Annotated in this window: 15 protein-coding genes and 1 other annotated feature; of the genes, 5 read left to right on the top strand and 10 right to left on the bottom strand. The window is 37.0% G+C overall.

What is annotated here, in order from left to right; translation table 11 throughout:
* The coding region (locus DS745_RS15250) for an IS3 family transposase (protein WP_153188168.1) at nt 1–89 on the top strand (89 nt) is incomplete at its 5' end.
* A gap of 64 nt (nt 90–153) precedes the next feature.
* Here the strand turns inward: DS745_RS15250 and DS745_RS15245 are convergent.
* The 5 genes from DS745_RS15245 to asnB form a co-directional block, all read right to left on the bottom strand.
* Complete coding sequence (locus DS745_RS15245) at nt 154–1,554, bottom strand: sigma-54 interaction domain-containing protein (RefSeq protein ID WP_129079091.1); 1,401 nt, start codon at nt 1,552–1,554, stop codon at nt 154–156.
* A 307-nt stretch (nt 1,555–1,861) separates the two neighbouring features.
* Nucleotides 1,862–2,605, bottom strand: a complete 744-nt coding sequence (locus DS745_RS15240) for an AIR synthase related protein (protein ID WP_129079090.1) — start codon at nt 2,603–2,605, stop codon at nt 1,862–1,864.
* Nucleotides 2,602–3,084 carry an ECF transporter S component gene (locus tag DS745_RS15235; protein WP_161568278.1) on the bottom strand — a complete coding sequence of 161 codons (483 nt, stop codon included), beginning with the start codon at nt 3,082–3,084 and terminating at the stop codon, nt 2,602–2,604. Before DS745_RS15235 ends, DS745_RS15240 begins: the two co-directional genes overlap by 4 nt.
* A 69-nt stretch (nt 3,085–3,153) precedes the next feature.
* Complete coding sequence (locus DS745_RS15230; RefSeq protein WP_129079088.1) at nt 3,154–3,801, bottom strand: pentapeptide repeat-containing protein; 648 nt, start codon at nt 3,799–3,801, stop codon at nt 3,154–3,156.
* A gap of 134 nt (nt 3,802–3,935) precedes the next feature.
* A complete protein-coding gene (gene asnB / locus DS745_RS15225; RefSeq protein ID WP_129079087.1) occupies nt 3,936–5,783 on the bottom strand; it encodes an asparagine synthase (glutamine-hydrolyzing) in 1,848 nt (615 codons plus the stop codon).
* Between the two features lie 196 nt (nt 5,784–5,979).
* Here asnB and DS745_RS15220 point away from each other — a divergent pair, with 196 nt between their 5' ends.
* Nucleotides 5,980–6,159 carry an H-type small acid-soluble spore protein gene (locus tag DS745_RS15220; RefSeq protein WP_129079086.1) on the top strand — a complete coding sequence of 60 codons (180 nt, stop codon included), beginning with the start codon at nt 5,980–5,982 and terminating at the stop codon, nt 6,157–6,159.
* 200 nt (nt 6,160–6,359) lie between these two features.
* Here the strand turns inward: DS745_RS15220 and DS745_RS15215 are convergent, their stop codons facing one another.
* The 5 genes from DS745_RS15215 to DS745_RS15195 all read right to left on the bottom strand — a co-directional run bounded on the left by DS745_RS15215 (nt 6,360) and on the right by DS745_RS15195 (nt 10,382).
* On the bottom strand, nt 6,360–6,830 hold the full coding sequence (locus DS745_RS15215) for a low molecular weight protein-tyrosine-phosphatase (protein ID WP_129079085.1): 471 nt from the start codon (nt 6,828–6,830) through the stop codon (nt 6,360–6,362).
* A gap of 161 nt (nt 6,831–6,991) precedes the next feature.
* The gene (locus tag DS745_RS15210) at nt 6,992–7,279 is read right to left on the bottom strand and encodes a hypothetical protein (RefSeq protein ID WP_129079084.1); all 288 of its coding nucleotides are present in this window, start codon (nt 7,277–7,279) and stop codon (nt 6,992–6,994) included.
* Between the two features lie 260 nt (nt 7,280–7,539).
* The gene (locus tag DS745_RS15205; RefSeq protein WP_129079083.1) at nt 7,540–8,802 is read right to left on the bottom strand and encodes a Y-family DNA polymerase; all 1,263 of its coding nucleotides are present in this window, start codon (nt 8,800–8,802) and stop codon (nt 7,540–7,542) included.
* Between the two features lie 137 nt (nt 8,803–8,939).
* Entirely contained in the window at nt 8,940–9,509 is a 570-nt protein-coding gene (locus tag DS745_RS15200; RefSeq protein ID WP_161568277.1) for a TetR/AcrR family transcriptional regulator, read from the bottom strand.
* 84 nt (nt 9,510–9,593) lie between these two features.
* Nucleotides 9,594–10,382, bottom strand: coding sequence for an SDR family NAD(P)-dependent oxidoreductase (locus DS745_RS15195; RefSeq protein ID WP_129079081.1), 789 nt, complete (start codon nt 10,380–10,382; stop codon nt 9,594–9,596).
* Between the two features lie 182 nt (nt 10,383–10,564).
* Nucleotides 10,565–10,776 (top strand) — a binding site (T-box leader).
* Between the two features lie 49 nt (nt 10,777–10,825).
* Here DS745_RS15195 and proB point away from each other — a divergent pair.
* Genes proB through proC form a run of 3 tightly spaced genes read left to right on the top strand, consistent with a single transcriptional unit; the run spans nt 10,826 to nt 14,070 of the window.
* Complete coding sequence (gene proB, locus DS745_RS15190) at nt 10,826–11,917, top strand: glutamate 5-kinase (protein WP_129079080.1); 1,092 nt, start codon at nt 10,826–10,828, stop codon at nt 11,915–11,917.
* 11 nt (nt 11,918–11,928) lie between these two features.
* Nucleotides 11,929–13,176: a glutamate-5-semialdehyde dehydrogenase gene (locus DS745_RS15185; RefSeq protein WP_129079079.1), complete on the top strand. Its 1,248-nt coding sequence runs from the start codon at nt 11,929–11,931 to the stop codon at nt 13,174–13,176.
* A 60-nt stretch (nt 13,177–13,236) separates the two neighbouring features.
* Nucleotides 13,237–14,070 (top strand): pyrroline-5-carboxylate reductase, encoded by an 834-nt coding sequence (proC, locus tag DS745_RS15180; protein WP_129079078.1) that lies wholly within the window; start codon nt 13,237–13,239, stop codon nt 14,068–14,070.
* Nucleotides 14,071–14,094 lie beyond the last annotated feature (24 nt).

Raw genomic sequence — 14,094 nt, 5'->3', positions numbered from 1 at the left:
TGAATTACTACAACAATTATAGATACCAATGGGATTTAAAAAAGATGACCCCTGTACAGTACAGAGATCATCTTCTTAACGCTGCCTAGTCTTTTTTTAAAATGTCCTTTACAAGGGGTACAGTTTAGATCGCCTCCTTGGCTCGTTTAACTACTAGTAGCTTTCTTTTATATTAAATTTACGAATTCTATATTGTAAGCTTTGACGACTAATTCCTAAGACACTTGCTGTATGTGTAATATTATTTTTATTCTTTTCAAGAACTTTCTTTATATATGCTGCCTCTGCATTCTCCATTTGATCTTTTAATTTGACTGATAGATCTTCTTCGTCTAAATTCTTATTTTGAGAAGTAGACGACACACTGTAAACTTGCTTAGACTTATTTAAGAAGTGGTAAGGTAAATGATGAAAGCCTATTTCTGTTTCATCGGTAATTAAATTCATTGCTCCTTCAATCGCATGTTCAAGCTCACGTATATTCCCCGGCCAATCGTAATCTAAAAATAAATGATAGACCTTATCACTAATTTTCCGTACATCTAAATGGAATAAGTAATTATATTTCTCTATAAATTTATTAGCAAGTAAAGGGATGTCTTCTTTGCGATCACGGAGTGGCGGAATAATAATTGAGACAACACTTAGGCGATAATATAAATCTTTTCGTAGCCGATGATTTGCAATCGCATCAATTGGATCCTCATTAATCGTGGCGATAATTCGAACATCAACTTGCTTGTCTTTCGTATCCCCAACCCGACGTATTGTTTTCTCTTGGATTGCTCTTAACAACTTAGCTTGAAGCGCTGGATTTAGTGAATTGATTTCATCTAGTAAAATGGTTCCTCCTTCAGCTTGTTCTAACAATCCAGGGTGATCAATCGCTCCTGTAAAGGCCCCCTTCTTTGTTCCGAATAATAAACTTTCTAATAAACTATCCGGGAGTGCTGCACAGTTTTGTGAAATAAACGGCTTATTTGAACGTTCACTTCCATGATGAATACTTTGCGAAAATAATTCTTTTCCAGTACCTGTTTCTCCAATAATTAATACGGAAGATGAGGTCCGTGCAGCCCTTTTGCTTGTATCAATTACTTCTTTTACAGCCTTACTTTCACCAATGATACTCTCAAATGTATATCGAGTATTTCCTGTTTTTAAAACATTTTCTTTTAGGCGTTCAAATTTTGTAATGTCACTAGCTAATTCAACCGCAGCAATCACTTCACCATCTTTTACAATGGGGTACGTATGATTAATGGTGGTTATTTCTTTTCCTTTATTGGTGAAGTAGGTTTGTTTAGCATTTTTCATACTAACGCCATTTTCTAGTGCTTGTAATAAGCGGCTGTCTTTTCGATTTTTAAAAGAAAAAATGTCTAACAGATTTTTATGTAAGACATCGTCTAGTTCCATTGATTCTAGCTGAGCCTTTTTACGATTATAAATAATTGTATTTCCTTGAGTGTTAATAACTTGTACACCTACATTAATTTCGTTCAATATGTTTTCATATATAAATAGTAAGTTTTTTAATTGTCCATCATTCATTTTGTCTTCCTCCTTAGGAAGATTATATGCAAAATTTGTATACAGTGCAAAATCAGTTTGCTGCTTTATCTATTGCTTTGATTAATGCTTTAACAGCTCAAAGCGCCACTATTTAGCGTTTCCTTTGTTTTATCTCCTTTTTGTGACGAGAGTCTAAGTAAGATAGACGACGCTAACACGCCTAATGAATGATTTATAAAAATAGCCCCCTTCTTTAATAAGAGTGGGCTATTTTTTGCAGGTAAAATTGTTTCACTATGTAATACGTCATTTTTAAAAATAAGTTACACATTATTTCAAATTTTTTTTATATCTTTTCGACCTTTTTCAATTGGCCCAATATCGTTAAAGGTTGAGTGATTTTGTTTTTTATTTTTTCAAGGCATTCTTCTCGACAAGTAAGAACTACACATGTGGTCGGTCCGGCTGATTTATGTAAATCTATCTCGGTTTGAAACTTTCCTAAGATGAGTTTATTGCGTTTAAGAAGTTCATCAAGTTCAAACCCTATCCCCTTAGAACCTACAGGTACGATCTCTTGTACACCTGACATTTTCCGTATTTCTCTAATTGAAGGCAAATTACAGATTTCTTTATCCTCAATACTTACTTCATCCCCTACCTTTGGGATCCCAACAACTACTACATAATCACCCTCGAGACTTTCAGCAAAAAAATGATCTACTTGGCCAATCGCAGTAATACCAACCCCCGTCTGTTTAACAGGAATATTTTCTTCCGTACTGCCATTGAGAAATTCTGGACTAACTAACCCTACCATTGCCGCTTCATCTTTTATTCCATTAATAACTTCCTGCCCAGTAGGATCCATCTCAATAGCCAAGGTATCAATTATTGTTAGAGGTGTAGCTCCTACAGAGAGTAACTCCATCAGAACAACTCTTGTCAAAAACCGGCCCACGGTATAGCCATCAACCTTTATCACATCTAATTCTTTAGGTCCAATTGCACCAGACGAGTCACAAGCGATCACAAGCTTACAAGAATCGTTATCTAAAATTGTTAGGTCTCTATATCTACTAATATTCATAGCCTTACTCTTCCTCTCAATGTCCTTACTATTATTGCTGCAACAGCTAGATTTATTCCTACGCCTAGTAGTAACGGCACAATCATTGCTGTAAAAAACGGCATACCGAACTGAGGGATGATGATAAAAGTCGCCGGTGCCACAACACCATTTAATAAGAAGCCACTAATAAGCGCTAACACGAAATAGCCTTTTTTATAGATTAGACCAGCAATACTACATACTATAGCCATCTGTGTTGCAATCAACAAGTGTATCAAGACTGTTAATGGCATTCCAACATTTAATGCTGTAAGCATATGACCAAAGAAAGCGACAATTGCTCCAAATACAGGACCAAATAAAAATGCTGCCAAAAATGCAGGAGCAGAGTCTAACGCTACCGTTCCAAATGGACTAGGAATTTTTATCATACTGCCTATAACAGTTAGAGCAATACACACGCTTACTAATACTAGTTCTTTCGTTGTTAGTTTCAATTTTTTCCCCTTCTTCCTACCATACAGCTATCTAAATTCATAGACTTACAGCTGCTTTTTTCCTAATTCCTAACCCTTTATTTTCAACCCTAACAATGTTGCAAAACCGATTGCCTGTTCAGAAGAAACTACGCAACCTTCTAACGCTCCTATATTTACATTAATGCTCTCAAATGTACAAGTACTAATATCTATGCCTTTAAGGGAAGTTTGAGTAAAGTTAATCCCATTAAGATCGCATTGGAGAAACTTAACCTTACTAAATTGACACTCACAATAATTAGCACTTTGCAATGATGAATGATCAAAAACCACTTGCTTTAAGCGAGCATCGACAAAGTCGCTCATATTTACATTGCAGTTCTCAAAAGTAACGTTCCCTAAATTAGCCTCTGAGAGATTTACTCCGATTAATTTGCATTCTTTAAAACTAACTCTATGTATAATACCTTCGCTAAAGTCAGTATTTGATAAATCACAGTTTTCAAAGATTACATCTGTTAAATCAATTCTTTTAAGAGAAACGTTTATAAATCTCACATTCTTAAAAATAACTTTGTTTATAACTAATTTCTCAATCTCAACACTATCAATCGCAGTACTATTAATTATACTATTTGTTATAAATAGATCTTCATCGTAATATATATCTTGAAAGTTTACCGGCTGTATGTCTAACGGAATTTTTGGTTGCTCTAATTTAAAATTCTTGGTCATTCTAATAACCCCCTTCAGTCCTAAAAGAAACTTTACCATAAAAAATTGATTATTTAAGACTTTTATTTTCATTTCATTTATGTCCTCGAACTATAAAAGCAACCTAGAGTATTTATTCTAGGTTGCTTTTGCTTTTATTCCTTAATCGTAATTTTATACTCACGTAACCAAGTATCAATCTGGCAGAGATGAGCAATTAACTGAGGGCCTGTCATCAGTTGCCCGAACCAAGGTTTCTTAAATGCCGCTCCATCGGTATCAATAATCTCTTGGACTTTATTCTTATTTACAAATTGTAATATTGGTGAACTAGGGTCAGCAACAATTTCTTGTAGCCAACCTTTTACAGCATTTGTATAATGCGGATTATGAGTTTTCGGGTAAGGACTTTTTTTACGGTATAATACATTGTCAGGTAACACACCTTCTAATGCTTTTCGTAAAATTCCTTTTTCTCGACCTTCTAGGTTTTTCATTTCCCATGGAATATTCCAAACGTACTCGACTAGACGATGATCCGCAAATGGAACCCTTACCTCTAAGCTTGCTCCCATGCTCATACGGTCTTTACGGTCAAGTAATGTTGTCATAAACCAAACCTTATTTAAATAAAATAATTCTCTCCGACGGGCATCTTCTTTACTTTCACCTTCCAGACGTGGTGTTTCTGCTATTGTATCTTGATAACGACTTATCACATAATCTTTTAGCTGTAATTTTCCACGCCATTCTTCATTTAATAATGCTTCACGCTCTAGCGTTGAATGCATCCATGGAAAACTATCACGGTTCATTAAATCTTCACGGTGAAACCAAGGATAACCACCAAAGATTTCATCTGCACATTCCCCCGATAAACCAACAGTCACATCTTTCTTGATTTGCTTACAGAACCAAAGTAATGATGAGTCAATGTCAGCCATTCCCGGTAAATCTCGAACAAGAACTGCTTCCTTTAAATAGCCAGCCAAATCTTCATTTGTAATGACACAAGAATGATGTGTTGTTCCAAGAAACTCCGAAACTTCTTTAATCCAAGGACCATCTGCATTTGGCTGAAAATCATTCGCTTTAAAATACTTATCATTATCGATATAATCTACGGAATAGGTGTGAAGTGGACCTCTTCCTTCTTTTTCAAAATATTTTGCAGCAAACGCTGTTAATGCGCTTGAGTCCACGCCACCTGAAAGAAATGTACTCACCGGTACATCCGCTACAAGCTGCCTTTCTACCGTATCTTGTAAAAGCCACTGAATTTTTTCGGCAGTTTGGTCAACATCATCCGTGTGCTTCTCACTCTTTAAGTTCCAGTAACGATAGACCTTTAAGCCACTTCGACCGTACTTTAAGGCATGAGCTGGACGTAATTCTTTCATATGGTTGAAGACACCATGACCGGGCGTTCTTGAAGGGCCTAACCCAAATACTTCTGCTAACCCTTCTCTCGTTACTTCCGCTTTCACCTCTGGGTGAGCCAATACCGCTTTTAACTCCGAACCAAACACGAGTGCCCCGTTTAATTCTTGATAAAAGAGTGGCTTCACACCTAAGCGATCCCGAGCGATAAATAGTTCATCCTTTTCTTGATCCCAAATTGCAAATGCAAATATCCCGTTTAAATGATTAACGCAATCAGGTCCCCACTCAATAAATGAAGTAAGTAAAACTTCTGTATCAGAATGTGATTTAAATGAATGCCCTTTTCTTAATAACTCCCGTCGAAGATCCTCAGTATTATATAATTCGCCGTTATATGCGATTGTATATCCTTTTTCGTGAACTGACTTTGTCATCGGTTGTTTTCCACCTTCAGGGTCTACAACGACTAATCTGGTGTGACCAAATGCCGCATGCGGTGTACTCCAAACCCGATAATCATCTGGTCCCCGCTTACTTAATGTTGCGGCCATTCGTTCAACCGCCTTTACTTCTTTTGTTAAATCTTTATTCCAATCAATCCAACCTGTAATACCACACATCTATATCAACCCCTCCTAGGGAATGTTGTTAAAATTATATGGGTCACACATGCCCATACATCCAACATATTCAATACTAGGCGTAATCGTTCATCATATCTCCCGATTGGCATGTATTCTTACATACTTTTATCATGTATAGTTTTTTTCTATTGTTGAGATATTATGGATAGACAAAAGTAAAGGAGGCTTACATATGAACGTTAATCGCGCACAACAAATCTTAGACTCCGCAAAAGAAATTGAAGTACAATATAATGGCACTTCAATTTGGATCCAAAATGTAAACAGTGCTGATGGTACGGCTAGAGTCTATCCAAGACAAAACCCAGAAAACGAAATGACTGTTAATATCCAAGAGCTTCAAGAAATTTAAAATTACAGGCTCTTTTCGTAAACTTTGTGGTTATTCAACAAGATAATTCGTTTATAATCCAATGAAGAGTTTAGAAAAGATTCCCGCTAAACCTAGAACAATGCCTTTGTGGCTTAATTTGAAAAGCAGCGCTCTTTGCGAAAATAGCCATATAAAAAGACAAAAAGCTGACTATTTTTTTAATAGGTCAGCTTTTATTTTTAAAGTTCATGTTTATTCCGGATATGTAGAAGGAGTTTCTCACAAGCCTCATCAACTAATTGATAAACCTCGTTAAAATTCCCTGTAAAATAGGGATCGGGCACGTCAACTTTACTTGCTTCAGGAATAAAATCTAACAGTCTGCCAATTTCTCCTGAAGTATCTCTTCCCTTTAACCGGTGTAAATTCCCTAAATTTTCTGCATCCATGGCAATAATATAGTCAAATTTCTTTATATCCTCGTTTTTGACTTGTCTTGCAGACATACCGGAGCCATCGATACTATGCTCCTTTAATATTTCTAGTGTACCCTCATGAGGAGGTTTGCCAATATGCCAGTCACCCGTCCCAGCTGAATCAATAAAAAATTCTTTTTCCAGTCCTGCTGATGTAACTTTATTTCTAAAGATAGCTTCTGCCATCGGTGATCGACATATATTTCCTAGGCATACAAATAATACGTTTATCATCCTTACCATCCTTTATCAATTTATAGTTCATATTATAGCTTTTCTATCTTTTTCTGCAATCATCCACTTCTTTTGTTTTACAAGTAGAAAAGGAAAAATCCTCTCAATACGACGAGAGGATTGGTGAAAACAAGTATTATAAGTGGCTTAACCGACCACTCTTATTTAAAAATTTCTGTATGCTCTTTTTTAATTTTTGCAAGAATATCTTCTACTGTTTTGTATTCTTGCCCAACGCGATAGCTCTCAATGCTTCGTAAAGAACAACTACAATCAGGATTACCTTGAAGAATTTGAACTATTTCCTCATCATCACATTCTATTTCTTCGAACATATTTCCTTCACAGTTACAATCACTGTTTGCAAATTTTTCATAAATAACAAAAAAGTCGTCTTTTGTTTCCTCTGTGAAAAATTCTGTTGTCTCAATCAAATCTTGAACAATCACGCCTTCACTTCCCATTCTTGTTTTTTAAATACCTTTTTGCATCCTTACTATAACATCTTTTCTAAGTAAATGAAGTAAACAAATTGTGAAGAATGTTTTACAAAATTCCGAACAAATTTAAAGTTATTCGATTTAATGAATTTCATCAGTCATTAGTATCGTAGGTGGTTATAAATTCAATCAATTGTAATGTCTATTATATTTTCTATAGGGACGACATATGACTTGTTCTACGATCTTTAATAATTTCCCCCTACCCCTTATGCTTTATGTCCACCAACAAGCTTGCTACGATGCTTCGCTGTCCCAGCTTTCGTATAGGATACTGCTCGAAGTAGCTTATCTGAACCATGCTTCTCCCTAATAAAGTCCATAATATAGCCAAGATCTCTTTGACGAGGTTTATTAGGATTGAGGAAACTAAGCTGAATTTGGTCATCACTAACTACATTTGAAAGAGCGATTGAAATACTTCGAACTGTTTCCCCACGATAATATCGACCAAATAGTTGTAAACAAGCGTCATAAATCTCAAGCGTAATATTTGTGGCTGTTTGCAATGTTGTCGATCTATGGAAGCCTCCGCCTGCTTCATCCTTGCTATAACCGATACCTAGACTGATCGTTCTTCCTGCTTTTGTAGCTGTTCTCGCACGCCTTGCGACTTCTTCACACATTTCTAATATGACATGCTTAATTTCTTCCAGGTCTTGATAATCGCGTAATAAAATTTGGCTTTTCCCAAAGCTGATTTGGCCCTCCACAATCGGTGCACCTAAATCTGAAAGGTCAACCCCATGAGCATGATAATAAAGCTGATTCCCCATAATTCCAAAGTTTTTTTCAAGTAATGATAACGGAGCTTCTGCCAATTGACCGATTGAAAAAATTCCTAATTTATTTAATCGTTTCTCCATTCTTGACCCAATCCCCCACATTTCACGTAACGGAGATACAGGCCAAAGCTTTTTCTTCACATCACTGTAACCCCACTCTGCAATACCTGCTTTTTTAGCTTCTAGATCAAGGCAAACTTTTGACAGTAGCATGTTAGGGCCAATTCCAATGGAACAACTTAATCCAAACTCAGCTAGCATATCTTCTCTAATCCGCTGTGCGAGCTGCCAGGCACTTCCCCAAAGCCGCGTTGTTCCTTTCACATCAAGAAAACTTTCATCAACGCTATATGTATGGATAGATTCTAGAGGAACGTATTGATTAAAAAATGATGTTAACCTAGTCGAAACTTGCAAATATGTTGACATTTGAGCATTGACAATTTTAATTCGAGGGTCTTTTGGAATTTCAAAAAGACGATTTCCTGTTTTAATTCCAAAATCAGATTTTAACCTAGGTGTTGCAGCTAAAACGATGCTTCCATCCCGTTCCGTATCTCCAACTACAGCCAGATAAGCTGTTAACGGATCTAAACCTAGAAGAAGAGCTGAACAACTAGCATAAAAACTTTTCATATCAATACAGAATATCGTCCTTGCTGGTAATGACGGATAATCAATTCGCATTTCTCTTCCTCCTTTACAAATACGCTAATAAACCAAAAGAGAACGTACATTCTTATTATAATCTAAATTATAACGAATATACGTTCTCTTTTCAATTTGAAAAAAATGGGACTGAGCATCTACCCCAATCCCATCAGTTACGTTGTTGCTCCAATCCCGTTAAACAAAATTTCTAAAACCGTTTCCCCCCACTCTTTCTCGTGTTTTTTCATCACATTTGGAACTTGGATGGCATTAAAGATCATACTAGCAATTACTACTGTTTCTAGATCAACTCGAATCTGTTTAGCAGCTTTCCCTTCCTCGATAAGCTGGCTCATTCTCTCATAAAGAAACTCATGGTCACGCTTTAAATTAATTAACGATGCTTCCACTTTTGAAGAATGCTCAGGATCAATAAACGGAATAATGAGTGCGATTTGATGCAATTGCGAGTATTTCAGAAAGATTTTCACCATATCCCTCAATTGAGTGATAGCATCACTTTGTTCAATCTTTTGACACTCTTCAATAATTGTATCTAAAATATACACCAAATAGTCTGTAATTAGCTCCTCTTTACTAGCATAATATTCATACAACGTACTTCTACCGATCCTAAGCCGCTCTGAAAGAGCTTTTAAGTGAAACCCACGATAGCCTTGTTCAATTAATAGTGATTCTGTAGCTGAAAAAAGCACTGCTTTTTCAACCTTTTTCTTAGCCATTATATATCCACCTTTAACTAACATTTTTTTACATTATATACTACCCTTTGTTTTAAAGACAAAAGATATAACTTCAAAAAAGGCTTATTTTTGGCTAAGCTTCTTTCCTGCAAACTTCTCAACTAGTCCTGGAAATAGCTGATAAAGAGTTGTTCCAACTCCCATCCAATTAGGTAAATTAAGTTCTCGTTTAGGCTTGTCTACGAGTTGGAGGATTTTTTGTGAAACAAAAGCCGGGTCCAGCATAAATCTTTCAACATTTTTCGTATAGTTTCCTGTCAAATCAGCACGGTCAAAAAAAGGTGTTTTGATCGGTCCGGGATTAACAGAGCTAACGAAAATATTCGTATCCGCTAACTCCATTCGAAGACTGTTTGAAATAGCTAAAACTGCATGCTTCGTCGCAGAATAAACACTAGATTTCGGTGTGGCTAGCTTACCAGCTTGTGAAGCTATATTAATAATGTGACCTGTATTTTCCTTAAGCATGTTAGGAAGTGCTGCTTTAGTACAAGAAATAAGCCCAAAAACATTCACAGCAAACATACCTTCAATATCTTCTGTTTTGGCTTCAAGGAACGTATCAAAAATCGCATATCCGGCATTATTAATTAAGACATCAATTTTCTGATATTTTTCTAGAATTTGCGCAAAGACATCGGAGACCTCTTTATTATTCGTAACATCTAGTGTGTAGTAGGGCGCCTCAATACCGGTTGTTTTTATAATTTCATCACTTGCTTGTTGTAGCTTATTTGTCGAGCGTGCTAATAGAATGGGTATTCCACCTTTTCTGGCAACATCTTTCGCTAATGTTAAACCAATCCCACTTGAAGCACCTGTAATTACAATAATCTTATTGTTCACTTTCATTATCCCTCCGACTCTTTGTCCATTAAAAAGATGTTTCAACTATACCAAACTTCTTTCTAAATTTTAAATATAATGGCCTTTACTTCAGTATTGAAGTTTATTATAATTCATATCCGTAAAGCTTAGCTAAAAAAGTATTGACAGTGTCATACGAATATCAGATAATTAGAAAAACTTACTCGGTTAAAGTGTTGAAAGGGACTAGTAAATAACGTTTTCGCGAAAGAGAGTGGAATTCACCGGCTGAGAGATTCCATCGCCATAAAACCTATTGAACCTGCCCTAGAGCTGTTAGGCCAAAACCTAACCGTTACCAGCGTTAATGGTATTGAGAGGACATCTTTTTAGATGTCAATGAAGGTGGTACCGCGGATATAACTCTTCCGTCCTTTTTAAGGATGGAGGAGTTTTTTTATTTATCTAACAAAAATGAGGGATTAATTATGAGTAAGCAACGAATTGTTGTCAAAATTGGCAGTAGCTCATTAACAAATAATAAAGGTGGCTTATGCAGAGAAAAACTGATCGAACACGCCAATGCATTAGCAAGGCTTAAACAACTAGGTCATGAAGTGATTTTAATTTCATCAGGAGCTGTAGCTGCTGGTTTCACCAAGCTTGGTTATCCTTCAAGACCAGTGACAATTGCAGGAAAGCAAGCAGCTGCAGCAGTAGGGCAAGGGTTGCTGATGCAAGGATATGAAGAAGCATTTAGCCAACATAGCATCGTTGTAGCACAACTGCTGTTGACCCGGAACGACTTTTTAAGTCAGGAACAATACAGCAATGCCTACGCTGTTTTAACCGAGCTACTTGCACGTGGTGTAATCCCAATCATTAACGAAAACGATTCTACCTCTGTAGAAGAGCTTACTTTTGGCGACAATGATATGCTCTCTGCTTTAGTAAGTGGACTTATACACGCGGATTTTTTAGCAATATTAACAGATATAAATGGACTATACGACGAAGACCCTCGTAAAAATCCAGGTGCCAAAAAATATCATTATCTCCCGACAATTACTGATGAATTACTTACCCAAGCAAAAGCTACTGGCTCTAAAGTTGGTACAGGTGGAATGAGATCTAAAATAGAAGCTGCAAAAACCGCTGGTTCTTTAGGCGTTCAGGTATTTATAGGTACTGGCCAAGGCCAAGAGAAATTAACAGATATTCTCCTAGGCAAGGGTGACGGTACCTATATTGGAACGACCAAAAAATTGGTAAGAAATAAAAAGCAATGGATTGCCTATCACTCAATGACGAATGGGAGAATTTTCGTTGATGATGGTGCAGCTCAAGCCATCGTCGCAAAAGGGAAAAGTTTACTCCCTGTAGGTATTCAAGAGATATCTGGGAACTTTCAAAAGGGAGATGTTGTCGAGGTTGCAACTGCCCGCGGAAAGATTATTGGCAAAGGTCAAATAAATTATTCCGCTGAAGAACTACGCTCAATAAAAGGAAAAAACAGCTCTGAAGAAAGAACGGCATTTGTTGAGGCTATTCACCGTGATCAATGGATTACATTTTCATAAGGAGGTACATCATGAATGAACTAGTATCAAAAGCGCAGAAAGCAAAAGAATTAACAGGATTACTAGGAGCTTCTTCCACAGAAGAAAAGAATAAGGCATTAGTAAAAATTAGTAAAGCTTTACTGAGTCAAATCCCATACATTTTAAAGGAAAATCAAAAGGACCTCGATGCCGGGAGGAGTAATGGCTTTTCAGAGGGATTACTCGATCGACTAATGCTATCAGAAACTAGGATTAAAGATATGGCATCCGCCCTGACTCAGCTAGCAGAACTAGATGATCCTGTTGGCGGTGTAACCTTTGAAGATACAAGACCAAACGGCTTGAAGTTAAAAAGAGTTCGGGTACCTCTAGGTGTCATTGGGATGATCTATGAGGCAAGGCCGAATGTAACCGTTGATGCTGCTAGTCTGTGTTTAAAAACTGGTAACGCTGTAATATTGAGAGGGAGTTCTTCAGCCATTCATTCTAACAAAGCATTAGTACACGTGATTCACCTTGGACTCCTAGAAAGTTCAATTCCTAAAGAAGCAGTACAGCTAATAGAGGATACTTCACGAGAAACAGCTGAAAAAATGTTTAAATTAAATGACTACTTAGATGTATTAATCCCACGAGGCGGAGCATCTCTTATTCAATCAGTAGTAGAAAAAGCTTCAGTCCCTGTTTTAGAAACAGGTGTAGGTAATTGTCATATTTTTATTGACGATACTGCGGAGCATTCAATGGCGTTAGATATTCTGATTAACGCAAAAACACAACGTCCTTCTGTCTGCAATGCCTGTGAAACTGTTCTCGTTCACGAGGAGTGGGCAAAGCTTCATTTTTCAAGTCTAGTTAATTCTCTTATTACCCATGGTGTTGAACTACGCGGCGATGACCACGCAGTAAGGCTAGATTCACGAATTGTAAATGCTACTGAAGAAGATTGGGCAACTGAATTTTTAAATTTAACATTGGCGGTAAAAATTGTAACTTCCGTAGAAGACGCCATTTCCCATATTAACAAATATGGTTCAAAACACTCCGAAGCGATCATTTCGGAAAACAGCAATCATGTAGAGAAGTTTTTTACATTTGTAGATGCTGCAGTCCTCTATCATAACGCATCAACTCGCTTTACTGATGGGTTTGAATTTGGTTTTGGAGCGGAAATTGGGATAAGTACACAAAAGCTTCATGCCAGAGGTCCGATGGGTTTAGAAGCTCTAACTTCAAGCAAGTATATTATTTTAGGGAATGGTCAAATTCGTTCTTAGTAACCAACAACTTTAGTGGAGTAACGCTGTAAGTGAAAAAAGGCAGAGGAGATGGGGTTTATGTTAACAAATAAAAAAGTTGCTTTCATTGGGGCAGGAAGTATGGCAGAAGCTATGATTTCTGGAATACTAAAGGAAAAGGTGCTTTTGCCTCAACAAATTTTCGTAACAAATCGAAGTAACAAGGAAAGACTTCTCCTTTTACAAGAACAATACGGTGTGAAAACTTTTTCAAATAATCAGGAAATACTCTTAGAAATGGATATTGTGGTTTTTGCAATGAAACCAAAAGATATTGCTGAAACGATCGCAAAAATTAGGCACTATACTACGGAGCAACAATTATTCATTTCCGTGCTTGCAGGTGTATCAACGTCCTGCATCTCACAATTGCTTGGGCATAATGCCCCAATCATTCGAACAATGCCTAATACCTCAGCCGCAGTTGGCGAGTCTATTACAGCAATCTCTTCTGGAAACTTTGCTGAATTGGAGCATTTAAACATGTCAGAAGAGTTATTTAAGGCAATTGGGGAAGTCGCGATCGTTGAAGAGGAAAAGTTAGATGCGATCACTGGTTTATCAGGGTCAGGTCCCGCTTACATTTATTATTTAATAGAAGCAATGGAAATCGGTGCTAAAGAAATTGGTCTGGATGAACACTTAGCAAAAAGCTTGATTGCTCAGGTACTGATTGGAGCGGCAGAAAGGATAAAATCGACAGACCTTTCATCAAAAACATTATATAAACAAGTAATGAGCCCAGGTGGTACAACTGAGGCAGGCTTTAAAGTTCTTGAGAGCTACCACTACCAAGAAGCAATGGTCGAATGTATTAAACGCGCTGCCGCACGTTCGACGGAACTAGGAAAGTTATATTCCAATGTGAAGTAATTAAAGCTGGGGAAACCCAGCTTT

Origin of the sequence: Anaerobacillus alkaliphilus (assembly GCF_004116265.1) — a bacterium.
Taxonomy (GTDB): Bacteria; Bacillota; Bacilli; order Bacillales; family Anaerobacillaceae; genus Anaerobacillus; species Anaerobacillus alkaliphilus.
This window is presented reverse-complemented; position numbering and strand designations above follow the sequence as displayed.